Origin of the sequence: Streptococcus sp. 477 (assembly GCF_013277295.1) — a bacterium.
Classification (GTDB): Bacteria; Bacillota; Bacilli; order Lactobacillales; family Streptococcaceae; genus Streptococcus; species Streptococcus pseudopneumoniae.
The window spans coordinates 1-26,792 of sequence record NZ_VMMQ01000014.1 but is presented as its reverse complement, the minus strand read 5'-3'; the positions used below and the strand labels follow the sequence as shown (position 1 = coordinate 26,792).

At 41.0% G+C, this 26,792-nt stretch carries 25 protein-coding genes and 5 pseudogenes; 26 read left to right on the top strand and 4 right to left on the bottom strand.

The genetic code is table 11. The annotated features are described in order from the left end of the window. Nucleotides 1–73: 73 nt before the first annotated feature. Both HT691_RS11610 and HT691_RS02495 read right to left on the bottom strand, forming a co-directional pair. Nucleotides 74–737 (bottom strand): annotated as a pseudogene (locus HT691_RS11610) (choline-binding protein C); the annotation flags it as partial. Beyond that, nucleotides 736–1,545, bottom strand: coding sequence for a Cof-type HAD-IIB family hydrolase (locus tag HT691_RS02495; protein WP_023932748.1), 810 nt, complete (start codon nt 1,543–1,545; stop codon nt 736–738). The gene HT691_RS02495 and the pseudogene HT691_RS11610, both read right to left, overlap by 2 nt. Before the next feature lie 271 nt (nt 1,546–1,816). Here HT691_RS02495 and HT691_RS02490 point away from each other — a divergent pair, with 271 nt between their 5' ends. Continuing rightward, nucleotides 1,817–2,038, top strand: a complete 222-nt coding sequence (locus HT691_RS02490; protein ID WP_000602445.1) for an SP_0924 family bacteriocin-like peptide — start codon at nt 1,817–1,819, stop codon at nt 2,036–2,038. A 41-nt stretch (nt 2,039–2,079) separates the two neighbouring features. Then, nucleotides 2,080–2,751, top strand: a complete 672-nt coding sequence (locus HT691_RS02485; RefSeq protein WP_000746011.1) for a CPBP family intramembrane glutamic endopeptidase — start codon at nt 2,080–2,082, stop codon at nt 2,749–2,751. Nucleotides 2,752–2,802: 51 nt separating this feature from the next. On the opposite strand, the pseudogene HT691_RS02480 reads toward HT691_RS02485, so the two are convergent. After that, a pseudogene (locus tag HT691_RS02480) lies at nt 2,803–3,008 on the bottom strand (AraC family transcriptional regulator). Here HT691_RS02480 and HT691_RS02475 point away from each other — a divergent pair. The 22 genes and pseudogenes from HT691_RS02475 to HT691_RS02370 all read left to right on the top strand — a co-directional run. Further along, nucleotides 3,001–3,909 (top strand): LysR family transcriptional regulator, encoded by a 909-nt coding sequence (locus HT691_RS02475; RefSeq protein WP_001025687.1) that lies wholly within the window; start codon nt 3,001–3,003, stop codon nt 3,907–3,909. The pseudogene HT691_RS02480 and the gene HT691_RS02475 overlap by 8 nt on opposite strands. Further along, complete coding sequence (gene lspA / locus HT691_RS02470) at nt 3,906–4,367, top strand: signal peptidase II (protein WP_000745672.1); 462 nt, start codon at nt 3,906–3,908, stop codon at nt 4,365–4,367. The genes HT691_RS02475 and lspA overlap by 4 nt, the downstream gene beginning before the upstream one ends. Further along, nucleotides 4,357–5,244, top strand: coding sequence for an RluA family pseudouridine synthase (locus HT691_RS02465; RefSeq protein WP_000403212.1), 888 nt, complete (start codon nt 4,357–4,359; stop codon nt 5,242–5,244). The genes lspA and HT691_RS02465 overlap by 11 nt, the downstream gene beginning before the upstream one ends. Before the next feature lie 2 nt (nt 5,245–5,246). Then, nucleotides 5,247–7,130, top strand: coding sequence for a phosphorylcholine esterase CbpE (gene cbpE, locus HT691_RS02460; protein ID WP_000728244.1), 1,884 nt, complete (start codon nt 5,247–5,249; stop codon nt 7,128–7,130). 100 nt (nt 7,131–7,230) lie between these two features. Continuing rightward, entirely contained in the window at nt 7,231–8,340 is a 1,110-nt protein-coding gene (proB, locus tag HT691_RS02455) for a glutamate 5-kinase (RefSeq protein WP_240154007.1), read from the top strand. 9 nt (nt 8,341–8,349) lie between these two features. Then, the gene (locus HT691_RS02450; protein ID WP_172921728.1) at nt 8,350–9,612 is read left to right on the top strand and encodes a glutamate-5-semialdehyde dehydrogenase; all 1,263 of its coding nucleotides are present in this window, start codon (nt 8,350–8,352) and stop codon (nt 9,610–9,612) included. A gap of 3 nt (nt 9,613–9,615) precedes the next feature. Then, entirely contained in the window at nt 9,616–10,413 is a 798-nt protein-coding gene (proC, locus tag HT691_RS02445) for a pyrroline-5-carboxylate reductase (RefSeq protein WP_069285334.1), read from the top strand. A gap of 113 nt (nt 10,414–10,526) precedes the next feature. Continuing rightward, nucleotides 10,527–11,165 (top strand): dTMP kinase, encoded by a 639-nt coding sequence (gene tmk, locus HT691_RS02440; protein ID WP_023933814.1) that lies wholly within the window; start codon nt 10,527–10,529, stop codon nt 11,163–11,165. Beyond that, complete coding sequence (locus tag HT691_RS02435) at nt 11,162–12,052, top strand: DNA polymerase III subunit delta' (protein ID WP_023933812.1); 891 nt, start codon at nt 11,162–11,164, stop codon at nt 12,050–12,052. The genes tmk and HT691_RS02435 overlap by 4 nt, the downstream gene beginning before the upstream one ends. Nucleotides 12,053–12,091: 39 nt before the next feature. Continuing rightward, nucleotides 12,092–12,409, top strand: a complete 318-nt coding sequence (gene yabA / locus HT691_RS02430; RefSeq protein ID WP_000358228.1) for a DNA replication initiation control protein YabA — start codon at nt 12,092–12,094, stop codon at nt 12,407–12,409. A 2-nt stretch (nt 12,410–12,411) separates the two neighbouring features. Then, nucleotides 12,412–13,290 carry a 16S rRNA (cytidine(1402)-2'-O)-methyltransferase gene (gene rsmI, locus HT691_RS02425; RefSeq protein WP_023933809.1) on the top strand — a complete coding sequence of 293 codons (879 nt, stop codon included), beginning with the start codon at nt 12,412–12,414 and terminating at the stop codon, nt 13,288–13,290. A 332-nt stretch (nt 13,291–13,622) separates the two neighbouring features. Further along, a complete protein-coding gene (trmFO, locus tag HT691_RS02420) occupies nt 13,623–14,957 on the top strand; it encodes a methylenetetrahydrofolate--tRNA-(uracil(54)-C(5))-methyltransferase (FADH(2)-oxidizing) TrmFO (protein WP_172923244.1) in 1,335 nt (444 codons plus the stop codon). A gap of 83 nt (nt 14,958–15,040) precedes the next feature. After that, nucleotides 15,041–15,778 (top strand): UMP kinase, encoded by a 738-nt coding sequence (pyrH, locus tag HT691_RS02415; RefSeq protein WP_000002996.1) that lies wholly within the window; start codon nt 15,041–15,043, stop codon nt 15,776–15,778. An 8-nt stretch (nt 15,779–15,786) separates the two neighbouring features. Next, entirely contained in the window at nt 15,787–16,344 is a 558-nt protein-coding gene (gene frr / locus HT691_RS02410; protein WP_001262225.1) for a ribosome recycling factor, read from the top strand. Between the two features lie 59 nt (nt 16,345–16,403). Further along, the gene (cvfB, locus tag HT691_RS02405; protein ID WP_001095471.1) at nt 16,404–17,258 is read left to right on the top strand and encodes an RNA-binding virulence regulatory protein CvfB; all 855 of its coding nucleotides are present in this window, start codon (nt 16,404–16,406) and stop codon (nt 17,256–17,258) included. A gap of 8 nt (nt 17,259–17,266) precedes the next feature. Beyond that, nucleotides 17,267–17,482, top strand: coding sequence for a YozE family protein (locus HT691_RS02400; protein WP_001232084.1), 216 nt, complete (start codon nt 17,267–17,269; stop codon nt 17,480–17,482). Between the two features lie 84 nt (nt 17,483–17,566). Then, nucleotides 17,567–18,571, top strand: a complete 1,005-nt coding sequence (locus HT691_RS02395) for a PhoH family protein (protein ID WP_023936948.1) — start codon at nt 17,567–17,569, stop codon at nt 18,569–18,571. Between the two features lie 212 nt (nt 18,572–18,783). Next, nucleotides 18,784–19,353 carry a GNAT family N-acetyltransferase gene (locus HT691_RS02390; RefSeq protein WP_000443735.1) on the top strand — a complete coding sequence of 190 codons (570 nt, stop codon included), beginning with the start codon at nt 18,784–18,786 and terminating at the stop codon, nt 19,351–19,353. A gap of 67 nt (nt 19,354–19,420) precedes the next feature. Continuing rightward, on the top strand, nt 19,421–20,071 hold the full coding sequence (locus tag HT691_RS02385; protein ID WP_000387332.1) for a helix-hairpin-helix domain-containing protein: 651 nt from the start codon (nt 19,421–19,423) through the stop codon (nt 20,069–20,071). Then, nucleotides 20,055–22,289 carry a DNA internalization-related competence protein ComEC/Rec2 gene (locus HT691_RS02380; protein ID WP_000942432.1) on the top strand — a complete coding sequence of 745 codons (2,235 nt, stop codon included), beginning with the start codon at nt 20,055–20,057 and terminating at the stop codon, nt 22,287–22,289. Before HT691_RS02385 ends, HT691_RS02380 begins: the two co-directional genes overlap by 17 nt. 57 nt (nt 22,290–22,346) lie before the next feature. Beyond that, nucleotides 22,347–23,032 (top strand): annotated as a pseudogene (locus HT691_RS02375) (transposase family protein); the annotation flags it as partial. A 102-nt stretch (nt 23,033–23,134) separates the two neighbouring features. Further along, nucleotides 23,135–23,242 (top strand): annotated as a pseudogene (locus HT691_RS02370) (IS5/IS1182 family transposase); the annotation flags it as partial. A gap of 12 nt (nt 23,243–23,254) precedes the next feature. On the opposite strand, the pseudogene HT691_RS02365 reads toward HT691_RS02370, so the two are convergent. Beyond that, nucleotides 23,255–23,975, bottom strand: a pseudogene (locus tag HT691_RS02365) (FAD:protein FMN transferase); the annotation flags it as partial. A 295-nt stretch (nt 23,976–24,270) separates the two neighbouring features. Here HT691_RS02365 and HT691_RS02360 point away from each other — a divergent pair. Together HT691_RS02360 and HT691_RS02355 are read left to right on the top strand one after the other, a co-directional pair. Further along, nucleotides 24,271–25,650 (top strand): FAD-dependent oxidoreductase, encoded by a 1,380-nt coding sequence (locus HT691_RS02360; RefSeq protein WP_000036801.1) that lies wholly within the window; start codon nt 24,271–24,273, stop codon nt 25,648–25,650. A gap of 677 nt (nt 25,651–26,327) precedes the next feature. Beyond that, the gene (locus HT691_RS02355) at nt 26,328–26,681 is read left to right on the top strand and encodes an aminotransferase class V-fold PLP-dependent enzyme (RefSeq protein WP_000945719.1); all 354 of its coding nucleotides are present in this window, start codon (nt 26,328–26,330) and stop codon (nt 26,679–26,681) included. Nucleotides 26,682–26,792 lie beyond the last annotated feature (111 nt).

The following is a 26,792-nucleotide window of genomic DNA, read 5'->3' as shown; positions in this document are numbered from 1 at the left end:
TCTATACTATTTGAAAGTGAAGACTACTCACTGTGAGATAGTATAGAGTATTTTTGTTGTAGTTAAACCATCCTACCCATTCCCCATTGTAATTAACACGGTAACCGTCTGGTGTAGTCGTATTGATTGCTAGAGCACCAGAGCTATAAGCATAGTACCATTTGCCAGATACCTTCATCCAGCCTGTTTTCATAGCACCTGAACCGTCGAGATAGTACCAAGTCTCACCGTCTTTCAACCAACCTGCTTGCATCCAGACTGAACTATCGAAGCGATACCAGATATTATCTAATTTTGCCCACTGATTGTAAGGGTAAGATCCCATCAAGTTGCATAAACTACCAACGCGAGCCAGCTTGTCGCCAAAAACCCATACTTTTACCTACTTCTTGCATTTGGTTAAAGAAATTGTAGGAATTATTCGTTGTACTCTTATTTTCATTTTTGATTTTATGAGTTCCGATAGCCTTCAAATTTTTGTCAAAAAGATTCGCCTTAGTCGCAAATGTTTGAATCTGAGAAGAGTAGGCTTCTATGTATTGAATGGCTTTTCCATAACCACCAGCTAATTCTTCAGAGCCACCAGATGATGTTCCGAAACTTTGTGCAACGGTAATCCATCCATTTTGAGTAACAGGGTTTTCAAAGGCTGCCAAACCCATATAGGTCAATTCTGGATTGATTAAGGATTCGTAGTGTCCAGTTTGATCAGAGACATTTGCTCCGCTACGAGATTTATAGAATATATTTCTCAATAGCACGCGCAACGCCGTCTTCTTCGTTGCTTGAGGTAACGGCATCCGCAAGAGATTTGACATAATCGCTGGCATTTCCCATTGCAATCCCAAGCCCTGCAAATTGGAGCATTTCGATATCGTTATTAGCATCGCCCATGGCCATAATCTCTGAGGAATCAATCTTCAAAATCTCAGCTAGTCGTGAAAGAGCAGTAGCCTTTGTCGTTCCAAGCGGCATTGCTTCATAAATGACAGGCTGCGAACGAACTCCACTGAATCGTTGGCAAAGCTCTTCAGCAAAACGCTGCTCAAAATCGTCTGTTTGGCTCTCTGTTCCTAAAAACATACCTTGGAACATACGAAACTTGCCACTAGTCGCTTCCTCAAGAGAAATTTCAGTCAGGTCTGAAAAGACTAGTTTGGCATCATTTTGAATGATTTCATTAGGTTTGCCACCGAGGACAAAATAATGTTCCTCATCAAAAAGAGTCAACTGAACATCACTTTTTTCAGCTAGGTCATAGAGGTATTCGATGTCTGCTGGACTAAGTTCTTGCCAGTCAACCAAGCCCCAGTCGCTAGTCTGGTGAGTTGAACAACCGTTGTTAACAATCACATACTCATTCTGGAGATCAAGCCCCAGTTTTTTGTAGTAGGGGAGGACACCGAAAAGCGGGCGACCCGTACAGAGAACCAATTTGACACCTTTTTCAATGGCTTTGTGAATAGCAATAATGTGAGCTTGTGGGATTTCCTTGGCTTCATTGAGGAGGGTTCCGTCCATATCCAAGGCTAGTAGTTTAATCATAAGACTTCCTTCTTTATCTTTTGGTATTATTATAACATATTTTGGAGAAGATGACGGTCAAAGGGACAGGAGCTAATTGATTTTGCAGTTTAGGACGTTTTGATGACAATTCATGATTTGAAGAGGATATTTGGCCAAGATATGTTATACTAAACTTGTCAACGTTGCAACTAGACAAATTAAAAAACCAACTTAATATAATAGTTTTTTGTAAGTAGGTATGAGTATCAGATTACTCAACTAATCTAAACAATAACGGAGGAAATATATCATGATTTTAATGACAAAAAATATAAATCTAACAAATGAAGAATTAGAGCTGATACAAGGTGGAGCAGATCCCTATGGAAAAGAACCTAATGGTTATTTTCCTTGGCAAATAGAGCCGGTATTAACTATGCCGGTTCATGGATTTTGTCCCAGAGGAACCTATGATTTAGGATATATTGGAGGAGGCAATCATCTTTGCAAAGGAAGTCCTGCGAGATTTTAAGTAAAATTTATTAGGAATATGGAGAAAACAGAGGATTTAATATGAAAAAACGGATTATTCAGATTTTACTAGCATTATCCTTAATTTTTTACAAATCAACTTGGTTTTGGGGAATTTTCAATCACCTCGCAAAGCCCTATCTACCAGCAAGTCGTGAATTTTTTCAGATTCTGCTTTGGATGGAGAGTGGAGGTCTTTTATTAGCGGTCATCTATCTACTAGTTTTTGCAGGAAAGAAGACTTTTCATTTCAAATGGCAGCTGAGGCACTTTATCTACCTTTTACTGGGTTACATCATTTTGTATATGTCTGACGTCCTCTTGTCTTATTTCATACCCTCGTCTTCAAATCAAATTTCTTTGAATGAAACGATAGAAATGATAGGGAGACAGGAATTACCCTATTTCTTGCTCATGGCTTGCTTCATCGGCCCTATTGCTGAGGAATTGATTTATCGCGGTGTGCTTATGACAACCTTTTTCAAAAACTCGCCTTGGTACGGAGATGTCTTGCTTTCTGCTATTATTTTCGGTTATATTCATATCAATTTTGCTTTAACTCCTCTTGCTTTTTTCATTTATGCTAGTGGAGGTCTCATTTTAGCTCTACTGTATCGCATGACAAAAAATCTCTACTATCCAATACTAGTTCATATTCTCATCAATATCACTGCCTTCTGGAATGTATGGTTACTCCTATTTTCAGGAAGTTAGCTTACTAAAAAAATGTCGGAACTTTCCGGCATTTTCTTTTTTCACAAATAGTCAACGTTTTTCTTTTCGATATTGGAGTGGTGTGTATCCAGTTATTTTTTGAATTGATTTTGAAAATAAGGTTGGCTTGAGAAAGGCAGATAGTGAAGATAGTTAAGAAGGTTAAGAAGAATAGGATGTTCTTTTTTCCTTTTTGGAAAACTTCTAAAATATGGTATAATGAAAAGATAAAGAAGTTGGAGGTAGAAGATGAACATTCAACAATTACGCTATGTTGTGGCTATTGCCAATAGCGGTACTTTTCGTGAAGCTGCTGAAAAGATGTATGTTAGTCAGCCGAGTCTGTCTATTTCTGTTCGTGATTTGGAAAAAGAATTGGGTTTTAAGATTTTCCGTCGGACCAGCTCAGGGACTTTCTTGACTCGTCGTGGTATGGAATTCTATGAAAAAGCGCAAGAATTGGTTAAAGGATTTGATATTTTTCAAAATCAGTATGCCCATCCTGAGGAAGAAAAGGATGAATTTTCCATTGCCAGTCAGCACTATGACTTCTTGCCACCAACCATTACGGCCTTTTCAGAGCGCTATCCTGATTATAAGAACTTCCGTATTTTTGAATCAACTACTGTTCAAATTTTAGACGAAGTAGCGCAAGGTCACAGTGAGATTGGGATTATCTACCTCAATAATCAAAATAAAAAAGGGATTATGCAACGGGTTGAAAAGTTAGGCCTAGAGGTTATTGAACTAATTCCCTTCCATACCCATATTTATCTCCGTGAGGGGCATCCTTTAGCTCAGAAAGAGGAATTGGTCATGGAGGATTTAGCGGATCTACCAACGGTTCGTTTCACGCAAGAGAAAGACGAGTATCTTTATTATTCAGAGAACTTTGTTGATACCAGCGCGAGCTCGCAGATGTTTAATGTGACAGACCGTGCTACTTTGAATGGTATTTTGGAGCGGACGGACGCTTATGCAACAGGTTCCGGATTTTTAGATAGTGACAGTGTGAATGGCATCACAGTTATTCGTCTCAAGGATAACCTAGATAACCGCATGGTCTATGTTAAACGTGAAGAAGTGGAGCTGAGTCAAGCTGGAACTCTTTTCGTAGAAGTCATGCAAGAATATTTTAATCAGAAGAGGAAATCATGAAAAAAAGAGGAATAGTGGCAGTCATTGTACTGCTTTTGATTGCGCTGGATCAGTTAGTTAAATCCTATATCGTCCAACAGATTCCACTGGGTGAAGTGCGCTCCTGGATTCCCAATTTCGTTAGCTTGACCTACCTGCAAAATCGAGGGGCAGCCTTTTCTATCTTACAAGATCAGCAGTTGTTATTCGCTGTCATTACCCTGGTCGTCGTGGTAGGTGCCATTTGGTATCTACATAAGCACATGGAGGACTCATTCTGGATGGTCTTGGGTTTGACTCTGATAATCGCGGGTGGTCTTGGAAACTTTATTGACAGGGTCAGTCAGGGCTTTGTTGTGGATATGTTTCACCTTGACTTTATCAATTTTGCAATTTTCAATGTGGCAGATAGCTATCTGACTGTTGGAGTGATTATTTTATTGATTGCAATGCTAAAAGAGGAAATAAATGGAAATTAAAATTGAAACTGGTGGCCTGCGTTTAGATAAGGCTTTGTCAGATTTGACAGAATTATCACGTAGTCTCGCGAATGAACAAATCAAATCAGGCCAGGTCTTGGTCAATGGCCAAGTCAAGAAAGCTAAATACACTGTCCAAGAGGGCGATGTCGTCACTTACCATGTGCCAGAACCAGAGGTTTTAGAGTATGTGGCTGAGGATCTTCCGCTAGAAATCATCTACCAAGATGAGGATGTGGCTGTTGTCAACAAACCTCAGGGAATGGTTGTGCATCCGAGTGCTGGTCATACTAGTGGAACCCTAGTAAATGCCCTTATGTATCATATTAAGGACTTGTCGGGTATCAATGGGGTTCTGCGTCCAGGAATTGTTCATCGTATTGATAAGGATACGTCAGGTCTTCTTATGATTGCTAAAAATGATGAGGCGCATCTAGCACTTGCCCAAGAACTCAAGGATAAAAAGTCTCTCCGCAAATATTGGGCGATTGTTCATGGAAATTTGCCCAATGATCGCGGTGTGATTGAAGCACCGATTGGCCGGAGTGAAAAAGATCGTAAGAAACAGGCTGTGACTGCTAAAGGGAAACCTGCAGTAACTCGTTTCCACGTCTTGGAACGCTTTGGCGATTATAGCTTAGTGGAGTTGCAACTAGAGACAGGGCGTACCCATCAGATTCGTGTCCACATGGCTTATATCGGTCATCCAGTTGCTGGGGATGAAGTCTATGGTCCTCGTAAGACACTTAAGGGGCATGGACAATTTCTTCATGCCAAGACTCTAGGTTTTACTCATCCGAGAACAGGTGAGACCTTAGAATTTACAGCAGATATCCCAGCAATTTTTAAGGAAACATTGGAGAGATTGAGGAAGTAAGAATGAAAAAGAAATTAACTAGTTTAGCACTTGCAGGCGCTTTTTTAGGCTTGTCATGGTATGGAAATGTTCAAGCTCAAGAAAGTTCAGGAAATAAAATCCACTTTATAAATGTTCATGAAGGTGGCAGTGATGCGATTATTCTTGAAAGCAATGGACATTTTGCCATGGTGGATACAGGAGAAGATTATGATTTCCCAGATGGAAGTGATTCTCGTTATCCATGGAGACAGGGTATCAATACAACTTATAAGCATGTTCTAACAGACCGTGTCTTTCGTCGTTTGAAGGAATTGGGTGTCCAAAAACTTGATTTTATTTTGGTAACCCATACCCACAGTGACCATATTGGAAATGTTGATGAATTACTGTCTACCTATCCAGTTGACCGAGTCTATCTTAAGAAATATAGTGATAATCGTATTACTAAGCCTGAACGTCTTTGGGATAATCTGTATGGCTATGATAAGGTTTTAAAGACTGCTGCTGAAAAAGGTGTTTCAGTTATTCAAAATATCACACAAGGAGATGCTCATTTTCAGTTTGGAGACATGGATATTCAACTATATAATTATGAAAATGAAACAGATTCATCAGGTGAATTAAAGAAAATTTGGGATGATAATTCCAATTCCTTGATTAGCGTAGTAAAAGTCAATGGTAAGAAAATTTACCTTGGGGGCGACTTAGATAATGTGCATGGAGCGGAAGATAAGTATGGACCTCTCATTGGAAAAGTTGATTTGATGAAGTTTAATCATCACCATGATACCAACAAATCAAATACCAAGGATTTTATTAAAAATTTGAGTCCGAGTTTGATTGTTCAAACTTCGGATAGTCTACCTTGGAAAAATGGTGTTGATAGTGAGTATGTTAATTGGCTCAAAGAACGAGGAATTGAGAGAATCAACGCAGCCAGCAAAGACTATGATGCAACAGTTTTTGATATTCGACAAGACGGTTTAGTAAACATTTCAACTTCCTACAAGCCTATTCCAAGTTTTCAAGCTGGTTGGCATAAGAGTTCATATGGAAACTGGTGGTATCAAGCGCCTGATTCTACAGGAGAATATGCTGTCGGTTGGAATGAAATTAAGGGTGAATGGTATTACTTTAACCAAACGGGTATCTTATTACAGAATCAATGGAAAAAATGGAACAATCGTTGGTTCTATTTGACAAACTCTGGTGTTGCTGCTAAAAATTGGAAGAAAATCGCTGGAATCTGGTATTATTTTAACAAAGAAAACCAGATGGAAATTGGTTGGATTCAAGATAAAGAGCAGTGGTATTATTTGGATGTTGATGGCTCTATGAAGACAGGTTGGCTTCAATATAAGGGGCAATGGTATTACTTTGCTCCATCAGGGGAAATGAAAACGGGCTGGGTAAAAGATAAAGAAGCCTGGTACTATATGGATTCTACTGGTATCATGAAGACAGGTGAGATAGAAGTTGCTGGACATCATTACTATCTAGAAGAATCAGGAGCTATGAAGCAAGGCTGGCTTAAAAAGGCAAATGATTGGTATTTCTACAAGACAGATGGTTCACGAGCTATAGGTTGGATTAAAGACAAGGATAAATGGTACTTCTTGAAAGAAAATGGTCAATTACTTGTGAATGGTAAGACACCAGAAGGCTATACTGTGGATTCAAGTGGTGCCTGGTTAGTGGATGTTCCGATCGAGAAATCTGCTACAATTAAAACTACAAGTCATTCAGAAATAAAAGAATCCAAAGAAGTAGTGAAAAAGGATCTTGAAAATAAAGAAACGAGTCAACATGAAAGTGTTACAAATTCTTCAACTAGTCAAGATTTGACATCCTCAACTTCACAAAGCTCTGAAACGAGTGTAAACAAATCGGAATCAGAACAGTAGTAGAAAAGAAGGTTTTAGGGCCTTCTTTTTCCTATCAACTCTTTTCTATTTCCTGTTATTCATGTTATAATGGATAAATATGAATAATCGGAGTGAGACTATGAAATACAAACGGATTGTCTTTAAGGTGGGTACTTCTTCTCTGACAAATGAGGATGGAAGTTTATCACGTAGTAAGGTAAAGGATATTACCCAGCAGTTGGCTATGCTGCACGAGGCTGGTCATGAGTTGATTTTGGTGTCTTCAGGTGCCATTGCGGCTGGTTTTGGAGCCTTAGGATTTAAAAAGCGTCCGACTAAAATTGCTGATAAACAGGCTTCAGCAGCGGTAGGACAAGGGCTTTTGTTGGAAGAATACACGACCAATCTTCTCTTGCGCCAAATCGTTTCTGCACAAATCTTGCTAACCCAGGATGACTTTGTAGATAAGCGTCGTTATAAAAATGCCCATCAGGCTTTGTCGGTTTTACTTAGCCGTGGGGCGATTCCTATCATCAATGAGAATGATAGTGTTGTTATTGATGAGCTCAAGGTTGGGGACAATGATACTCTGAGTGCACAGGTGGCGGCCATGATCCAAGCAGACCTTTTGATCCTCTTGACAGACGTAGATGGTCTCTATACAGGAAATCCTAATTCAGATCCAAGAGCCAAACGTTTGGAGCAAATCGAGACTATCAATCGTGAGATTATCGATATGGCCGGTGGAGCTGGTTCGTCAAACGGAACTGGGGGCATGTTAACCAAAATCAAAGCTGCAACTATTGCGACAGAATCGGGTGTTCCTGTTTATATCTGCTCATCCTTGAAGTCAGATGCCATGATTGAAGCGGCTGAGGAGACCAAGGATGGTTCCTACTTTGTTGCGCAAGAGAAGGGGCTTCGTACCCAGAAACAATGGCTGGCCTTTTATGCTCAGAGTCAAGGTTCTATTTGGGTTGATAAAGGGGCTGCGGAAGCTCTCTCTCAACATGGAAAGAGTCTTCTCTTATCTGGTATCGTTGAAGCAGAAGGCGCCTTTTCTTACGGTGATATCGTGACAGTATTTGATAAGGAAAGTGGAAAATCACTTGGAAAAGGACGCGTGCAATTTGGAGCATCTGCTTTGGAGGATATGTTGCGTTCTCAAAAAGCCAAGGGTGTCTTGATTTACCGTGACGACTGGATTTCCATTACTCCTGAAATCCAACTACTTTTTACAGAATTTTAGAGGTAAACTATGGTGAGTAGACAAGAACAATTTGAACAGGTACAGGCTGTTAAAAAATCGATTAACACAGCTAGTGAAGAAGTGAAAAACCAAGCCTTGCTAGCCATGGCTGATCACTTAGTGGCTGCTACTGAGGAAATTTTAGCGGCTAATGCCCTCGATATGGCAGCGGCTAAGGGGAAAATCTCAGATGTGATGTTGGATCGTCTTTATTTGGATGCAGATCGTATAGAAGCGATGGCAAGAGGAATTCGTGAAGTGGTTGCCTTACCAGATCCAATCGGTGAAGTTTTAGAAACAAGTCAGCTTGAAAATGGTTTGGTTATCACAAAAAAACGTGTAGCTATGGGTGTCATCGGTATTATCTATGAAAGCCGTCCAAATGTGACGTCTGATGCGGCTGCTTTGACTCTTAAGAGTGGAAATGCGGTTGTTCTTCGTAGTGGTAAGGATGCCTATCAAACAACCCATGCCATTGTCACAGCCTTGAAGAAGGGCTTGGAGACGACTACTATTCATCCAAATGTGATTCAACTGGTGGAGGATACTAGCCGTGAAAGTAGTTATGCTATGATGAAGGCCAAGGGCTATCTAGACCTTCTCATTCCTCGTGGAGGAGCTGGCTTGATCAATGCAGTGGTTGAGAATGCGATTGTACCTGCTATCGAGACAGGGACTGGGATTGTCCATGTCTATGTGGATAAGGATGCAGACGAAGACAAGGCGCTGTCTATCATCAACAATGCTAAAACCAGTCGTCCTTCTGTTTGTAATGCCATGGAGGTTCTGCTGGTTCATGAAAACAAGGCAGCAAGCATCCTTCCTCGCTTGGATCAAATGCTGGTTGCAGAGCGTAAGGAAGCTGGACTGGAACCAATTCAATTCCGCTTGGATAGCAAAGCAAGCCAGTTTGTTTCAGGTCAAGCAGCTGAGACCCAAGACTTTGACACCGAGTTTTTAGACTATGTCCTTGCTGTTAAGGTTGTGAGCAGTTTAGAAGAAGCGGTTGCCCATATTGAAGCCCATAGTACCCATCATTCGGATGCCATTGTAACGGAAAATGCTGAAGCTGCAGCTTACTTTACAGATCAAGTGGACTCTGCAGCTGTCTATGTCAATGCCTCAACTCGTTTTACCGATGGTGGACAATTTGGTCTTGGATGTGAGATGGGAATTTCAACTCAGAAACTGCATGCGCGTGGTCCAATGGGCTTGAAGGAGTTGACTAGCTACAAGTATGTGGTTACTGGGGACGGACAGATAAGGGAGTAAGAGATGAAGATTGGATTTATCGGTTTGGGGAATATGGGGGCTAGTTTGGCTAAGGCTGTTTTGCAGGCCAAGACGTGTGATGACATTCTTCTTGCCAATCGTAGCCAAGCCAAGGTGGATGCTTTCATCGCCAACTTTGGTGGTCATGCTTCCAGCAATGAAGAAATTTTTGCAGAAGCAGATGTGATTTTTCTAGGTGTTAAGCCAGCTCAGTTCTCAGACTTACTTTCTCAATATCAGACCATCCTTGAAAAACGAGAAAGTCTTCTTTTGATTTCCATGGCAGCTGGATTGACCTTGGAAAAACTCGCTAGTCTTCTTCCAAATCAACACAGAATTATTCGTATGATGCCAAATACCCCTGCTTCTATTGGTCAAGGAGTGATTAGTTATGCCTTGTCTCCTAATTGCAGGGCTGAGGACAGTGAGCTCTTTTGTCAGCTTTTAGCCAAGGCTGGCCTCTTGGTTGAACTTGGAGAAAGCTTAATAGATGCAGCGACAGGTCTTGCAGGTTGTGGACCAGCCTTTGTCTATCTTTTTATCGAGGCCTTGGCAGATGCAGGTGTTCAGACTGGATTGCCACGAGAAACAGCATTGAAAATGGCAGCTCAAACTGTGGTAGGAGCTGGACAATTGGTCCTTGAAAGTCAGCAACATCCTGGAGTTTTGAAAGACCAAGTTTGCAGCCCAGGCGGTTCGACTATCGCTGGTGTAGCGAGCCTAGAAGCGCATGCTTTTCGAGGAACGGTCATGGATGCAGTTGGTCAAGCCTACAAACGAACACAAGAACTAGGTAAATAAGAGGTGGATTTGTCTGCCTCTTTTATGGTGGTTGAAATGAGAAGACAAAAAGATTGTCACAAACCCCTATTTTTTTGATAGAATAGAAGTAGTAAAAAAGAAATGAGTTAGACATGTCAAAAGGATTTTTAGTCTCTCTTGAGGGACCAGAGGGAGCAGGAAAGACCAGTGTTTTAGAGGCTCTGCTACCAATTTTAGAGGAAAAAGGGGTAGAGGTGCTGACGACCCGTGAACCTGGCGGAGTCTTGATTGGGGAGAAGATTCGGGAAGTGATTTTGGACCCAAGTCATACTCAGATGGATGCGAAGACAGAGTTGCTTCTCTATATTGCCAGTCGCAGACAGCATTTGGTGGAAAAAGTTCTTCCAGCCCTTGAAGCTGGCAAGTTGGTCATTATGGACCGCTTCATCGATAGTTCTCTTGCCTATCAGGGATTTGGTCGTGGCTTAGATATTGAAGCCATTGACTGGCTCAATCAGTTTGCGACAGATGGCCTCAAACCCGATTTGACACTCTATTTTGACATCGAGGTGGAAGAAGGGCTGGCTCGTATTGCTGCTAATAGTGACCGCGAGGTTAATCGTTTGGATTTGGAAGGGTTGGACTTGCATAAAAAAGTTCGTCAAGGCTACCTTTCTCTTCTGGATAAAGAGGGAAATCGCATTGTCAAGATTGATGCTAGTCTCCCTTTGGAGCAAGTTGTGGAAACTACCAAGGCTGTCTTGTTTGACGGAATGGGCTTGGCCAAATGAAACAAGATCAACTAAAGGCTTGGCAACCAGCTCAGTTTGACCGTTTTGTCCGTATCTTAGAACAAGACCAGCTCAATCACGCCTATCTCTTTTCAGGTTTCTTTGGAAGCTTGGAAATAGCGCAATTTTTAGCTAAGAGCCTCTTTTGTACGGATAAAGTTGGCGTCTTACCATGTGAGAAATGCCGAAGTTGCAAGCTGATTGAACAGGGAGAATTTCCCGATGTCACCTTGATTAAACCAGTCAATCAGGTCATCAAGACAGAACGCATTAGGGAATTGGTGGGACAGTTTTCTCAAGCAGGGATTGAAAGCCAGCAACAGGTCTTTATCATCGAGCAAGCGGATAAAATGCATCCCAACGCAGCCAATTCTCTGCTCAAGGTCATCGAAGAACCCCAGAGTGAAGTTTATATTTTCTTCTTGACTAGCGATGAGGAAAAGATGTTACCGACAATCCGAAGTCGGACCCAGATCTTCCACTTTAAAAAGCAAGAAGAAAAGCTCATCCATCAATTAGAACAAGCAGGTCTGGTCAAGAAAAAAGCAACTCTTTTAGCCCAGTTTAGTCAATCGCGAGCTGAAGCGGAAAAGTTGGCTAATCAGGCAAGTTTTTGGACCTTGGTCGATGAAAGTGAACGCCTGCTAACCTGGTTATTAGCTAAGAAAAAAGAAAGTTATCTGCAGGTTGCTAAATTAGCCAACTTGGCAGATGACAAGGAAAAACAAGATCAGGTTTTACGGATTCTTGAAGTCCTCTGTGGACAAGATATCCTACAAGCAAGAGTAAGAGTGATTTTACAAGATTTGTTAGAAGCTAGAAAAATGTGGCAAGCTAATGTCAGCTTTCAAAATGCCATGGAATATCTGGTCTTGAAAGAAATATGAACTCAAAAATGAACGATAAAGAGAGGAAAGGGCTGGTTTATGGACAAAAAAGAATTATTTGACGCGCTGGATGATTTTTCCCAACAGTTATTGGTAACCTTGGCCGATGTGGAAGCCATCAAGAAAAATCTCAAGAGCCTGGTAGAGGAAAATACAGCTCTTCGTTTGGAAAATAGTAAGTTGCGCGAACGCTTGGGTGAGGTGGAAGCAGATGCTCCTGTCAAGGCCAAGCATGTTCGTGAAAGTGTCCGTCGCATTTACCGTGATGGATTTCACGTATGTAATGATTTTTATGGACAACGTCGAGAGCAGGACGAGGAATGTATGTTTTGTGACGAGTTGCTATACAGGGAGTAGGCATGCAGATTCAAAAAAGTTTTAAGGGGCAGTCTCCCTATGGCAAGCTGTATCTAGTGGCAACGCCGATTGGCAATCTAGATGATATGACCTTTCGAGCTATCCAGACCTTGAAAGAAGTAGATTGGATTGCTGCTGAGGATACGCGCAATACAGGTCTTTTGCTCAAGCATTTTGACATTTCTACTAAGCAGATTAGTTTTCATGAGCACAATGCCAAGGAAAAAATTCCCGATTTGATTGGTTTCCTGAAAGCAGGACAAAGCATTGCTCAGGTATCCGACGCGGGTCTGCCTAGCATCTCAGACCCTGGTCATGATTTGGTTAAGGTAGCGATTGAGGAAGAAATTGCGGTTGTGACTGTTCCAGGTGCCTCTGCAGGTATTTCTGCCTTGATTGCCAGTGGTTTAGCGCCACAGCCACATATCTTTTATGGCTTTTTACCCAGAAAATCAGGCCAGCAAAAGCAATTTTTCGACTCAAAAAAAGACTATCCAGAAACTCAGATTTTCTATGAATCGCCTCATCGTGTAGCAGATACGTTGGAAAATATGCTAGAAGTCTACGGCGACCGATCGGTCGTCTTGGTCAGAGAATTGACCAAAATCTATGAAGAATACCAACGCGGTATCATTTCTGAGTTATTAGAAAGCATTGCTGAAACGCCACTCAAGGGTGAATGCCTTCTCATCGTTGAAGGTGCCAGCCAGGATGTGGAGGAAAAGGACGAGGAAGACTTGTTTTCAGAAATCCAAGCCCGTATCCAGCAAGGTGTGAAGAAAAATCAAGCTATCAAGGAAGTCGCTAAGATTTACCAGTGGAATAAAAGTCAGCTCTATGCTGCCTATCATGACTGGGAAGAAAATCAAGAAAATGACTAAACAGGGAAGTTTGCCTTCTTCCCTTTTTTTGTTATACTAGTAGAAGAAAAAATAGAAAGATTTGTGGGAGTGAAAAAGTCTGGGGGACTTTTTCAGCCTGAGCCAGAAAATTCGAAAGCGAAGTAAGTCCTGTGGACTTTTTCAGCCTGAGCCAAGAAATTCGAAAGCGAAGTAAGTCCAGTGGACTTTTTCAGCCTGAGCCAAGAAACTCGAGAGCGAAGTAAGTCCTGTAGACTTTTTCAGCCTGAACCAAGAAATTCGAAAGCTCTTAAGTTTGATTGGCTTTTTCAATGTGAACCTTGTCTTCACACTCCCAAAGAGGTATTAGTGTCGTGTCTCAATCTTATATCAATGTTATCGGTGCTGGTTTGGCAGGTTCTGAAGCAGCTTACCAAATCGCAGAGCGTGGTATTCCAGTTAAACTATATGAAATGCGTGGTGTCAAGTCTACACCCCAGCATAAAACAGACAATTTTGCTGAGTTGGTTTGTTCCAATTCTTTGCGTGGGGATGCTTTGACAAATGCAGTTGGTCTTCTCAAGGAAGAAATGCGTCGCTTGGGTTCTGTTATCTTGGAATCTGCTGAGGATACACGTGTTCCTGCAGGAGGAGCCCTTGCGGTGGACCGAGATGGTTTCTCACAGATGGTGACTGAAAAAGTTGCCAACCACCCCTTGATTGAAGTGGTGCGTGATGAAATTACAGAGTTGCCGACAGATGTTATTACAGTTGTGGCGACTGGTCCCTTGACTAGCGATGCCCTGGTTGAAAAGATTCATGCCCTTAATGATGGCGATGGCTTCTATTTCTACGATGCGGCAGCGCCTATTATCGACGTCAATACCATCGATATGAGCAAGGTCTATCTCAAGTCTCGTTATGATAAGGGAGAAGCGGCTTATCTCAACGCTCCCATGACCAAGCAAGAATTTATGGATTTCCATGAAGCCTTGGTCAATGCGGAAGAAGCTCCGCTTAATTCCTTTGAAAAAGAAAAGTATTTTGAAGGCTGTATGCCTATCGAAGTCATGGCCAAACGAGGTATTAAAACCATGCTTTATGGTCCTATGAAACCAGTGGGTCTTGAGTATCCGGACGACTACACAGGACCTCGTGATGGAGAATTTAAAACACCTTATGCGGTTGTGCAACTTCGTCAGGACAATGCTGCTGGTAGCCTCTATAATATCGTCGGTTTCCAAACCCACCTTAAATGGGGAGAGCAAAAGCGCGTTTTCCAAATGATTCCAGGTCTTGAAAATGCGGAGTTTGTTCGTTATGGGGTCATGCACCGCAATTCTTACATGGATTCACCAAATCTTCTGGAGCAGACCTACCGTTCTAAGAAACAACCAAATCTCTTCTTTGCTGGTCAGATGACGGGTGTGGAAGGCTATGTAGAGTCCGCAGCATCAGGCTTAGTTGCAGGTATTAACGCGGCTCGACTCTTCAAGGGTGAAAGTGAGGCTATTTTCCCAGAGACAACAGCGATTGGAAGTCTAGCTCATTACATCACCCATGCCGACAGCAAACATTTCCAACCAATGAATGTCAACTTTGGGATTATCAAGGAGTTGGAAGGCGAACGTATCCGTGATAAGAAGGCTCGTTATGAAAAAATTGCAGAGCGTGCCCTCAGCGATTTAGAGGAATTTTTGACTGTCTAATTTTTTTGAAAGAATCGCTCATGATACTATAAAAATCTTAGAAATTGTGATAAAATAGGTAGGATAAAAGAAGGAGAGTGAAAATGGCGAATCCCAAGTATAAACGTATTTTAATCAAGTTATCAGGTGAAGCCCTTGCCGGTGAACGTGGCGTAGGGATTGATATCCAAACAGTTCAAACAATCGCAAAAGAGATTCAAGAAGTTCATAGCTTAGGTATCGAAATTGCCCTTGTTATCGGTGGAGGAAATCTCTGGCGTGGAGAACCTGCAGCAGAAGCAGGTATGGACCGCGTTCAGGCAGATTACACAGGAATGCTTGGGACTGTTATGAATGCTCTTGTGATGGCCGATTCATTGCAACAAGTTGGTGTTGATACGCGTGTGCAAACAGCTATTGCAATGCAACAAGTGGCAGAGCCTTATGTCCGTGGACGTGCCCTTCGTCATCTTGAAAAAGGCCGTATCGTTATCTTTGGTGCCGGAATTGGTTCACCTTACTTCTCAACAGATACAACAGCGGCCCTTCGTGCAGCTGAAATCGAAGCGGATGCTATCCTTATGGCTAAAAATGGGGTCGATGGTGTTTACAATGCCGATCCTAAGAAGGACAAGACAGCCGTTAAGTTTGAAGAATTGACCCACCGTGACGTTATCAATAAAGGTCTTCGTATCATGGACTCAACTGCTTCAACCCTCTCAATGGATAACGACATTGACTTGGTTGTCTTCAACATGAACCAACCAGGCAACATCAAACGTGTCGTATTTGGTGAAAATATCGGAACAACAGTTTCAAATAATATCGAAGAAAAGGAATAAGAAAGATTATGGCTAACGCAATTATTGAAAAAGCTAAAGAGAGAATGACCCAGTCTCACCAATCACTTGCTCGTGAATTTGGTGGTATCCGTGCTGGTCGTGCCAACGCAAGTTTACTCGACCGTGTACATGTAGAATACTATGGAGTAGAAACTCCTCTTAACCAAATTGCTTCAATTACCATTCCAGAAGCGCGTGTTTTGTTGGTAACACCATTTGACAAGTCTTCATTGAAAGACATCGAACGTGCCTTAAACGCTTCTGATCTTGGTATCACACCAGCTAACGATGGTTCTGTAATTCGTTTGGTTATCCCTGCTCTTACAGAAGAAACTCGTCGTGACCTTGCTAAAGAAGTGAAGAAGGTCGGTGAGAATGCTAAAGTGGCTGTCCGCAATATCCGTCGCGATGCTATGGATGAAGCTAAGAAACAAGAAAAAGCAAAAGAAATCACTGAAGACGAATTGAAGACTCTTGAAAAAGACATTCAAAAAGTAACAGATGATGCTGTTAAACACATCGACGACATGACTGCCAACAAAGAGAAAGAACTCTTGGAAGTCTAAAAATAAACAGAAAAACTCAGTTGGCATTGCTGGCTGAGTTTTGTTCGAAAGAAGGAAATATGAATACAAATCTTGCAAGTTTTATCGTTGGACTGATCATCGATGAAAACGACCGTTTTTACTTTGTTCAAAAGGATGGCCAGACCTATGCTCTTACCAAGGAAGAAGGTCAACATACAGTAGGGGATACGGTTAAAGGTTTTGCCTACACGGATATGAAGCAAAAACTCCGCTTGACAACTCTAGAAGTGACTGCCACTCAGGACCAATTTGGTTGGGGACGTGTCACAGAAGTTCGTAAAGACTTGGGTGTCTTTGTGGATACAGGCCTTCCTGACAAGGAAATCGTTGTGTCACTCGATATTCTCCCTGAGCTCAAGGAACTCTGGCCTAAGAAGGGTGATCAACTCTACATCCGTCTTGAAGTGGACAAGAAAGATCGTATCTGGGGACTCTTGGCTTATCAAGAAGACTTCCAACGTCTGGCTCGACCTGCCTACAACAACATGCAGAACCAAAACTGGCCAGCCATTGTATACCGCCTCAAGCTGTCAGGAACTTTTGTTTACCTGCCAGAAAATAACATGCTTGGTTTTATCCATCCTAGCGAGCGCTATGCAGAGCCACGTTTAGGGCAAGTTTTAGATGCGCGTGTCATTGGTTTCCGCGAAGTGGACCGCACTCTGAACCTCTCCCTCAAACCACGTTCATTTGAAATGTTGGAAAATGATGCCCAGATGATTTTGACTTATTTGGAAAGCAATGGCGGTTTCATGACCTTGAATGATAAGTCATCTCCAGATGACATCAAGGCAACCTTTGGCATTTCTAAAGGTCAGTTCAAGAAAGTTTTAGGTGGTCTTATGAAGGCTGGTAAAATCAAGCAAGACCAGTTTGGGACAGAATTGATCTAGGGTGACATATGAGAAAATCATTTTACACTTGGCTCATGACCGAGCGCAATCCTAAAAGTAACAGTCCCAAAGCTATCCTAGCAGACCTAGCCTTTGAAGAATCAGCTTTTCCAAAACACACAGATGATTTTGATGAGGTGAGTCGCTTTTTGGAAGAACATGCCAGTTTCTCTTTTAACCTAGGAGACTTTGACGCTATCTGGCAAGAATACTTAGAACACTAGCATGATTCATTGGGTTTGGGCTAGTAATTTCTCCATCCCTTTGCTATAATAAAAAGAAATAAAAGGATTAGAGAGGTTCTTTATTTGAAGGAACATTCAATAGACATTCAACTGAGTCATCCAGATGACCTGTTTCATCTTTTTGGTTCCAATGAGCGCCATCTTCGTTTGATGGAAGAAGAGCTTGATGTGGTGATTCATGCTCGTACAGAGATTGTACAAGTCTTGGGGGGGGAGTCAGCTTGTGAGGAAGCTAGACAAGTTATTCAAGCCTTGATGGTTTTGGTAAATCGTGGAATGACAGTCGGCACACCAGATGTAGTGACTGCGATTAGCATGGTCAAAAACGATGAAATCGACAAATTTGTCGCCCTTTATGAAGAAGAAATTATCAAGGATAATACAGGGAAGCCTATCCGTGTCAAAACACTGGGTCAAAAACTTTATGTGGACAGTGTTAAACAGCATGATGTGACCTTTGGAATTGGGCCAGCAGGGACAGGGAAGACCTTTCTTGCAGTGACCTTAGCAGTGACTGCACTTAAACGTGGGCAAGTCAAGAGGATTATCTTGACACGTCCAGCGGTGGAAGCAGGAGAGAGTCTAGGTTTTCTTCCGGGTGATCTTAAGGAGAAGGTAGATCCTTACCTTCGACCTGTTTATGATGCTTTGTATCAGATTCTGGGGAAAGACCAAACAACTCGACTCATGGAGCGTGAAATTATTGAGATTGCGCCCCTTGCCTATATGCGTGGACGGACCTTGGATGATGCCTTTGTCATTCTCGATGAGGCGCAAAATACGACCATTATGCAGATGAAGATGTTTTTGACTCGTTTAGGTTTTCATTCTAAGATGATTGTCAATGGAGATATCAGTCAGATTGACCTGCCACGCAATGTCAAGTCCGGTTTGATTGATGCCCAAGAGAAACTCAAGAACATTCACCAGATTGACTTTGTTCATTTTTCAGCCAAGGATGTGGTTCGCCACCCAGTTGTCGCTCAGATTATCCGAGCCTATGAACCAGAACCGGTTAAAAAAGAAGAGAGTGAAGAATTAGATCCTCAACCTCTATATGAAGGATAGTTCTTTTGTACTTAAAGTTATCTCAATACTAAATCTATAGTAGATTGAAGCTAGAATAGTACGTTGTGACTGCTAAAACATTTTTAGAAATTAATTTGACTTTCCTGATTGATTTGTTTATATCTTATTTCAATCTACTATAAGTTTGCTTTTTAAATGTTTTATTCAATATCCTTATATTAGATTAGAAAGGTTTCAAGTGGAAGAAACGTATGGAATCAATCTTTTTAAAACTAGCTCAGTATCCCATAGTCGAGACAGAGCGTTTGTTGCTTAGACCTGTAACTTTGAATGATGCGGAAGCAATGTTTGACTATGCCTCGGACAAGGATAATACACGTTACACTTTTTCAACCAATCAAAATGTAGAAGAAACCAAGAATAATATTGCTCAGTTCTACTTGGCTAATCCCTTGGGACGCTGGGGGATTGAATTAAAAGATAACGGCAAGTTTATCGGAACCATTGACTTGCACAAGATTGATCCTGTTCTTAAGAAGGCAGCTATTGGCTACATTATCAATAAAAAGTATTGGAATCAAGGATTGACGACAGAAGCCAATCGTGCCGTAATTGAGCTAGCTTTTGAGAAGATAGGAATGAATAAGTTAGTTGCTTTACACGATAAGGCTAATCCCGCGTCAGGAAAGGTCATGGAGAAATCAGGCATGCGTTTTTCCCACGAAGAAGCTTATGCTTGTATGGACCAGCATGAAAAAGGCCGAATCGTGACAAGAGTTCATTATGTCTTGACCAAGGAAGACTATTTTGCAAATAAATAAGCAGTTGAAAAGAAATTTTTCGACTGTTTTTTCTTCCTCTTACGAATAATCTAAGAGAGGAGAAAATATGGAAGCAATTATCGAGAAAATCAAAGAGTATAAAATCATCGTCATCTGTACTGGTCTGGGCTTGCTTGTAGGCGGATTTTTCCTGCTAAAGCCAGCTCCACAAACACCTGTAAAGGAAACGAATTTGCAGGCTGAAGTTGCAGCTGTTTCCAAGGATTTGGTATCCGAAAAGGAAGTGAACAAGGAAGAGAAGGAAGAACCCCTTGAACAAGATCTAATCACAGTAGATGTCAAAGGTGCTGTCAAATCGCCAGGGATTTATGACTTGCCTGTAGGTAGTCGAGTCAATGATGCTGTTCAGAAGGCTGGTGGCTTGACAGAGCAAGCAGACAGCAAGTCGCTCAATCTAGCTCAGAAAGTTAGTGATGAGGCTCTGGTTTACGTTCCTACTAAGGGAGAAGAAGCAGTTAGTCAACAGACTGGTTCGGGGACAGCTTCTTCAACAAGCAAGGAAAAGAAGGTCAATCTCAACAAGGCCAGTCTGGAAGAGCTTAAACAGGTTAAGGGACTGGGAGGAAAACGAGCTCAGGACATTATAGACCATCGTGAGGCAAATGGGAAATTCAAGTCGATTGATGAACTCAAGAAGGTCTCTGGCATTGGTGCTAAGACCATAGAAAAGCTAAAAGACTATGTTACAGTGGATTAAGAACATCCCCATTCCCCTAATTTACCTGAGTTTTTTGTTACTTTGGTTTTATTACGCTATTTTCTCAGCATCCTATCTTGCTTTGTTGGGCTTTGTTTTTCTGCTAGTCTGTCTCTTTTTCCAATTTCCATGGAAATCAACAGGCAAAGTTTTAGTGATTTGTGGAGTCTTTGGCTTCTGGTTTCTGTTTCAAAATTGGCAACAGAGCCAAGCGAGTCAAAATCTGGCGGATTCTGTTGAAAGGGTACGGATTCTGCCTGACACTGTTAAGGTCAATGGTGATAGTCTGTCCTTTCGCGGCAAGGCTGATGGACGCATTTTTCAAGTCTATTATAAACTCCAGTCCGAGGAGGAGAAAGAAGCCTTTCAAGCTTTAACCGACCTGCATGAGATAGGACTAGAAGGGAAGCTTTCGGAGCCAGAAGGGCAGAGAAATTTTGGTGGCTTTAATTACCAAGCCTATCTGAAGACTCAGGGAATTTACCAGACTCTCAATATCAAAACAATCCAGTCACTTCAAAAGATTGGCAGTTGGGATATAGGAGAAAACTTGTCCAGTTTACGTCGAAAGGCTGTGGTTTGGATTAAGACGCACTTTCCAGACCCTATGCGCAATTACATGACAGGACTCTTGCTGGGACATCTGGACACCGACTTTGAGGAGATGAATGAGCTTTATTCCAGTCTAGGAATTATCCACCTCTTTGCCCTATCTGGCATGCAGGTAGGTTTTTTCATGAATGGATTTAAGAAACTTCTCTTGCGATTGGGCTTGACCCAAGAAAAGTTGAAATGGCTGACTTATCCCTTTTCCCTTATCTATGCGGGACTAACTGGATTTTCAGCATCGGTTATTCGCAGTCTCTTGCAAAAGCTACTGGCTCAACATGGGGTTAAGGGCTTGGATAATTTTGCCTTGACAGTGTTTCTCCTCTTTATTGTCATGCCAAACTTTTTCTTGACAGCAGGAGGAGTCTTGTCCTGCGCTTATGCTTTTATCCTGACCATGACCAGCAAAGAAGGGGAGGGGCTCAAGGCTGTTGCTAGTGAAAGTCTAGTCATCTCCTTGGGCATATTGCCCATTCTATCCTTCTATTTTGCGGAATTTCAACCTTGGTCCATCCTCTTGACCTTTGTCTTTTCCTTTCTATTTGATTTGGTCTTCTTACCGCTCTTGTCTATCTTATTTGCCCTTTCCTTTCTCTATCCAGTCATTCAACTGAATTTTATCTTTGAATGGTTGGAGGGAATGATTCGCTTGGTCTCGCAGATGACAAGTAGGCCGTTTGTCTTTGGACAACCTAATGCATGGTTTTTAATTTTATTGTTAATTTCCTTGGCTTTGGTCTATGATTTGAGGAAAAATATCAAAAGAGTAGCTGGCTTCAGCTTACTTATTGTGGGTCTCTTTTTCTTGACCAAGCATCCACTGGAAAATGAAATTACCATGCTGGATGTGGGGCAAGGAGAAAGTATTTTCCTAAGGGATGTAACTGGGAAGACCATTCTCATAGATGTAGGTGGCAAGGCAGAATCTGATAAGAAAATTGAAAAATGGCAAGAAAAGGCGACGACCAGCAATGCCCAGCGAACCTTGATTCCCTATCTCAAAAGTCGAGGAGTAGCCAAGATTGACCAGCTGATTTTGACAAATACGGACAAGGAACATGTTGGAGATTTGTTGGAGGTGACCAAGGCTTTTCATGTAGGGGAGATTTTAGTATCAAAAGGAAGTCTGAAACAGAAGGAATTTGTGGCAGAACTACAGGCGACTCAAACCAAGGTGCGCAGTGTGACAGCAGGAGAGAACTTGCCAATTTTTGGAAGTCAGTTAGAAGTCCTATCTCCAAGGAAAATTGGAGATCATGAAGATACCCTGGTTTTGTATGGAAAACTCTTGGATAAAAACTTTCTTTTCACTGGAAATTTGGAGGAGAAAGGAGAGAAGGACATGCTGAAGCACTATCCTGACCTAGAAGTGGATGTTTTGAAAGCTAGCCAACATGGCTCTAAAAAATCATTAAGTTCAGACTTTTTAGAACAGCTCAAACCAGAGATGACTCTCATCTCAGTTGGAAAGAACAATCGAACGAAACTCCCCCATCAGGAAACTTTGACACGACTGGAAGGTATCAATAGCAAAGTTTACCGAACTGACCAGCATGGAGCTATACGGTTTAAAGGTTGGAATAGTTGGAAGATTGAAAGCGTTCGATAGGAAAGATAAATATTATTATTAGACTTCCTGCGAAACAAAATATGGTATAATAGTTCTATGAATTATGAAGCAAGTAAACAACTAACTGATGCACAATTTAATCGTCTTGTTGGTGTTCAGCGCACGACTTTTGAAGAGATGTTAGCTGTATTAAAAATTAAACACGCAAAAGATGGATAAAAACCTAAATTAAGCCTAGAATACCTTCTTATGGCGACTTCAATATGTGCGAGAATATCGAACTTATGAACAAATTGCGGCTGATTTTGGTATCCACGAAAGCAACTTAACCCATCGGAGTCAATGGGTTGAAGTAACTCTTGTTCAAAGTGGTTTTACGATTTCAAGAACTCACCTTAGTGCTGAAGACACGGTAATGATTGATGCGACGGAAGTAAAAATCAATCGCCCTAAAAAAACAATTAGCGAATGATTCTGGTAAAAAGAAATGCCACGCTATGAAGGCTCAAGCGATTGTCACAAGTCAAGGGAGAATTGTTTCTTTGGAGATCACTGTGAACTATTGTCATGATATGAAGTTGTTCAAAATGAGTCGCAGAAATATCGGACAAGCTGGTAAAATCTTGGCTGACAGTGCTTATCAAAGGCTCATGAAGATATATCCTCAAGCACAAACTCCACGTAAATCCAGCAAACTCAAGCCGCTAACAGCTGAAGAGAAGGCCTGTAACCATGCGCTATCTAAGGGGAGCAGCAAGGTTGAGAATATTTTTGCCAAAGTATAGTAGATTGAAACTAGAATAGTACATATCTACTTCTAAAACATTGTTAGAAATCGATTTGACTGTCTTGATTGATTTGTCCTGTTCTTATTTCATTTCACTATGAAAACGTTTAAAATATTTTCAACAACCTATCGAAATCATCGTAAACGCTTCGGATTACGAATGAATTTGATTGCTGGCATTATCAATCATGAACTAGGATTCTAGTTTTGCAGGAAGTCTATTGTCAAAAATGTGATGGTAATCTTGTCCATCGACTGTCAGGTGACGTTCATAAATGCCTGAAGTCACGACAGATTGATTGACAACGGGAATGGTCATTAAGTGATTTCCCCTCGGATTGGCTGAATCTTGAATCTCGATTTGCCAAGGGTTATCCCCTCTTGTCTGATTTTTTCCAATGGTCAGGATACTCCCTCCCAGATTGATCAAGGCAGAAGTCATACCCTCTTTTCTAAGAAATTGGGCACCCTTTATCTGCACTATAACCCTTGACTAAACAACCTAAATCGATTTTCATTCCTTTCTGCTTTAAGAATACAATGGAAGTAGAAGAATCTAACTCGATATCATGAGGATTGATTAGAGACAGCACCGCTTCAATTTCTTGAGGTTGTGCAGCTTTGGCATCTGAAAAACCAATGCGCCAGGTTTGAATTAGGGGACCAATACTGATGTTGAGCTGGCTATAGAGTGCTAGGCTATGCTCTAAACCAAGTGAAATCAGTTCAAACAGGTCTGGATGAACAGTGACGGGGGCTATTCCTGCTTGATAATTGATTTCCATCAACTCAGATTCTTGACTATTGGCATTGAAATGGTATTCAAGCTTTTTGAGCAAATCAAAGGATTTTTGGAGTAAGATATCTGCTCACTCATTAACTAATGAAATAGTGATAGTGGTTCCCGTTAGGAGTTCAGAATGTGAACGAAGAGGCAAGCTAGCAACTTTTTTCTTTTGTAGAAAATAAGTTGCAATATCAAATAATTATATAAATGGAAGACCTTGTATTTTATTTTCATGTTATTATAATACCATAAAGCTAGAATTTTCATAAATTAAATTTGGAAAAAGTCAAGAAATATGCTTAAAAAAATTCATTAGGCTTGAAATTAGGATAAATGGAGAATTGTTTTTGATAAAAAATGATAAAGTAATAGCAAACCTCTGGTAAACGCTGACAATAAATGGTATACTAGTAAGGTAAATTTAGAATGAAAGTAGGAAATTTTTTATGAGTAAAATTGTTGTAGTCGGTGCTAACCATGCTGGTACAGCATGTATTAATACTATGTTGGATAATTTTGGAAATGAGAACGAAATTGTTGTATTTGACCAAAACTCTAGCATCTCTTTCCTAGGATGTGGAATGGCTCTTTGGATTGGTAATCAAATTGACGGTGCTGAAGGCTTGTTCTATTCTGATAAAGAAAAATTGGAAGCTAAAGGTGCTAAGGTTTACATGAACTCACCTGTTCTTTCAATCGACTATGATAACAAAGTAGTCACAGCCGAAGTTGAAGGAAAAGAGCACAAAGAATCATACGAGAAATTGATTTTCGCTACAGGTTCTACACCAATCTTGCCACCAATAGAAGGTGTTGAAATTCTTAAAGGAAACCGCGAATTTAAAGCAACTCTTGAAAACGTACAATTCGTGAAATTGTACCAAAACGCTGAAGAAGTGATCAATAAACTTGCTGACAAGAGCCAACACCTTGACCGTATCGCCGTTGTTGGTGGTGGTTACATTGGTGTTGAACTTGCTGAAGCCTTTGAGCGTCTTGGAAAAGAAGTTGTCCTTGTCGATATCGTTGATACTGTCTTGAACGGTTACTATGACAAAGACTTTACACAAATGATGGCGAAGAACTTGGAAGACCACAACATCCGCTTGGCTCTTGGTCAAACTGTTAAAGCAATCGAAGGTGACGGTAAAGTTGAACGCTTGATTACCGATAAAGAAACTTTTGATGTGGATATGGTTGTTCTTGCGGTTGGTTTCCGTCCTAACACAGCTCTTGCTGACGGTAAGATTGAACTCTTCCGAAATGGTGCTTTCCTTGTAGATAAGAAACAAGAAACTTCAATTCCAGGTGTATTTGCAGTTGGTGACTGTGCGACTGTCTATGATAATGCTCGTAAAGACACAAGCTACATCGCCCTTGCTTCAAACGCAGTTCGTACTGGTATCGTTGGTGCCTACAATGCTTGTGGACATGAATTGGAAGGAATCGGTGTTCAAGGTTCAAACGGTATCTCAATCTATGGTCTTCACATGGTTTCAACTGGTTTGACTCTTGAAAAAGCAAAAGCTGCAGGTTACAATGCGACTGAGACAGGATTTAACGATCTTCAAAAACCAGAATTCATGAAACACGATAACCATGAAGTAGCGATTAAGATTGTCTTTGACAAAGATAGCCGTGAAATTCTTGGTGCCCAAATGGTTTCACACGATATTTCAATCAGCATGGGAATTCACATGTTCTCACTTGCTATCCAAGAGCATGTAACAATTGATAAATTGGCATTGACAGACCTCTTCTTCTTGCCACACTTCAACAAACCATACAACTACATCACAATGGCTGCCCTTACAGCTGAAAAATAAAAATGATGAACTATCTGGTCTTAAGTTAAGGTCGGATAGTTTTTTAGGTACGACGGGTCATGGCCTACATCTGAGGAACAAGTCCTCTGTGGGCACTAGCTACCGATGAACCCAACAGCGCCCCTCAATCCTGACTATCGTGAGGTAGCGGACGAAGACGGTCTGGAGATAGACCCTGACGTTAGAGTAAAAAACGTTAGAGGAAAGAATAGCGAAATCCTGGTTCTAGGAACAGAGAGGTGCTAGGAAAGCCTATCTAGCAGATGAGATAGCCAAGAACTCTAAAGTTTAAATAGGTAGTCGTAACTTATATCTGTAAGTCATGAAAGTAATTGAATTCGGACTAAGGTTTGTGTGAAAAAGATAAATCTTCCTAGAGTCCAAAGACTCTGCGTCCGATTTCCTATTTTCACTGTAACCTTTTAACGTCCTCTGTTATAAAGGAAGAAAAATCTGGGACTGATTCCGTGAGGTTTCATGAGCGCCTAAAGCATAGTAACAAGGAATCATGAGAAGTCAGCAGAAGCCATAGTAGTGATGAAGTTTCTGTAGTAGTATTAAATGGTTCAGTTGTATTTCCCAAAAAGATGTGCCAATACAATGTATTACATAAATCGAATTTTAAATCTTAGGAAGTAGAAATTTTTAATGGTAGTAGATTTTCAAAGTGGTGAAATATGTTGAGGAATTTATTTTCTTTTCAAACATCAGATATTATTTATTTTGATAATGCAGCTACAGTTCCCAAGCCAAAAGCTGTTGTTAATAAATTAACAGAAGTTTATTCAGGAATTCCAATAAACATTAAGAGACATAATTCAAAAAATGATTTAATTTTTTCTAATGAATATGAGGCTGTTAAGAAAAAAATTAAAAATTTTCTAAGTGCCAGTAACTACAATGTGCTTTTCACTAAAAGTGCTACGGAGGCTTATAACTTACTTAGTAGGTCTATAAAATATAATAAAGGTAAATTAGGCGTGTCTGTATTAGAACACCATTCTAATTATTTACCTTGGAAAATGTTATAGTTGCTTAGTTTCAAACAAGCATGTTATAATAAAGCTATGGCATATAGTACAGATTTTAAACAGCGAGCATTAGATTACATCAAAGAGGGGGCACAGCCATGTCGAGGCAGC

Bases quoted from the DNA above. Each gene is read 5' to 3' on its own strand.
- HT691_RS02495 (WP_023932748.1), bottom strand. From the start codon at position 1,545: ATGATTAAACTACTAGCCTTGGATATGGACGGAACCCTCCTCAATGAA.
- HT691_RS02490 (WP_000602445.1), top strand. From the start codon at position 1,817: ATGATTTTAATGACAAAAAATATAAATCTAACAAATGAAGAATTAGAG.
- HT691_RS02485 (WP_000746011.1), top strand. From the start codon at position 2,080: ATGAAAAAACGGATTATTCAGATTTTACTAGCATTATCCTTAATTTTT.
- HT691_RS02475 (WP_001025687.1), top strand. From the start codon at position 3,001: ATGAACATTCAACAATTACGCTATGTTGTGGCTATTGCCAATAGCGGT.
- lspA (WP_000745672.1), top strand. From the start codon at position 3,906: ATGAAAAAAAGAGGAATAGTGGCAGTCATTGTACTGCTTTTGATTGCG.
- HT691_RS02465 (WP_000403212.1), top strand. From the start codon at position 4,357: ATGGAAATTAAAATTGAAACTGGTGGCCTGCGTTTAGATAAGGCTTTG.
- cbpE (WP_000728244.1), top strand. From the start codon at position 5,247: ATGAAAAAGAAATTAACTAGTTTAGCACTTGCAGGCGCTTTTTTAGGC.
- proB (WP_240154007.1), top strand. From the start codon at position 7,231: ATGAAATACAAACGGATTGTCTTTAAGGTGGGTACTTCTTCTCTGACA.
- HT691_RS02450 (WP_172921728.1), top strand. From the start codon at position 8,350: ATGGTGAGTAGACAAGAACAATTTGAACAGGTACAGGCTGTTAAAAAA.
- proC (WP_069285334.1), top strand. From the start codon at position 9,616: ATGAAGATTGGATTTATCGGTTTGGGGAATATGGGGGCTAGTTTGGCT.
- tmk (WP_023933814.1), top strand. From the start codon at position 10,527: ATGTCAAAAGGATTTTTAGTCTCTCTTGAGGGACCAGAGGGAGCAGGA.
- HT691_RS02435 (WP_023933812.1), top strand. From the start codon at position 11,162: ATGAAACAAGATCAACTAAAGGCTTGGCAACCAGCTCAGTTTGACCGT.
- yabA (WP_000358228.1), top strand. From the start codon at position 12,092: ATGGACAAAAAAGAATTATTTGACGCGCTGGATGATTTTTCCCAACAG.
- rsmI (WP_023933809.1), top strand. From the start codon at position 12,412: ATGCAGATTCAAAAAAGTTTTAAGGGGCAGTCTCCCTATGGCAAGCTG.
- pyrH (WP_000002996.1), top strand. From the start codon at position 15,041: ATGGCGAATCCCAAGTATAAACGTATTTTAATCAAGTTATCAGGTGAA.
- frr (WP_001262225.1), top strand. From the start codon at position 15,787: ATGGCTAACGCAATTATTGAAAAAGCTAAAGAGAGAATGACCCAGTCT.
- cvfB (WP_001095471.1), top strand. From the start codon at position 16,404: ATGAATACAAATCTTGCAAGTTTTATCGTTGGACTGATCATCGATGAA.
- HT691_RS02400 (WP_001232084.1), top strand. From the start codon at position 17,267: ATGAGAAAATCATTTTACACTTGGCTCATGACCGAGCGCAATCCTAAA.
- HT691_RS02390 (WP_000443735.1), top strand. From the start codon at position 18,784: ATGGAATCAATCTTTTTAAAACTAGCTCAGTATCCCATAGTCGAGACA.
- HT691_RS02385 (WP_000387332.1), top strand. From the start codon at position 19,421: ATGGAAGCAATTATCGAGAAAATCAAAGAGTATAAAATCATCGTCATC.
- HT691_RS02380 (WP_000942432.1), top strand. From the start codon at position 20,055: ATGTTACAGTGGATTAAGAACATCCCCATTCCCCTAATTTACCTGAGT.
- HT691_RS02360 (WP_000036801.1), top strand. From the start codon at position 24,271: ATGAGTAAAATTGTTGTAGTCGGTGCTAACCATGCTGGTACAGCATGT.
- HT691_RS02355 (WP_000945719.1), top strand. From the start codon at position 26,328: ATGTTGAGGAATTTATTTTCTTTTCAAACATCAGATATTATTTATTTT.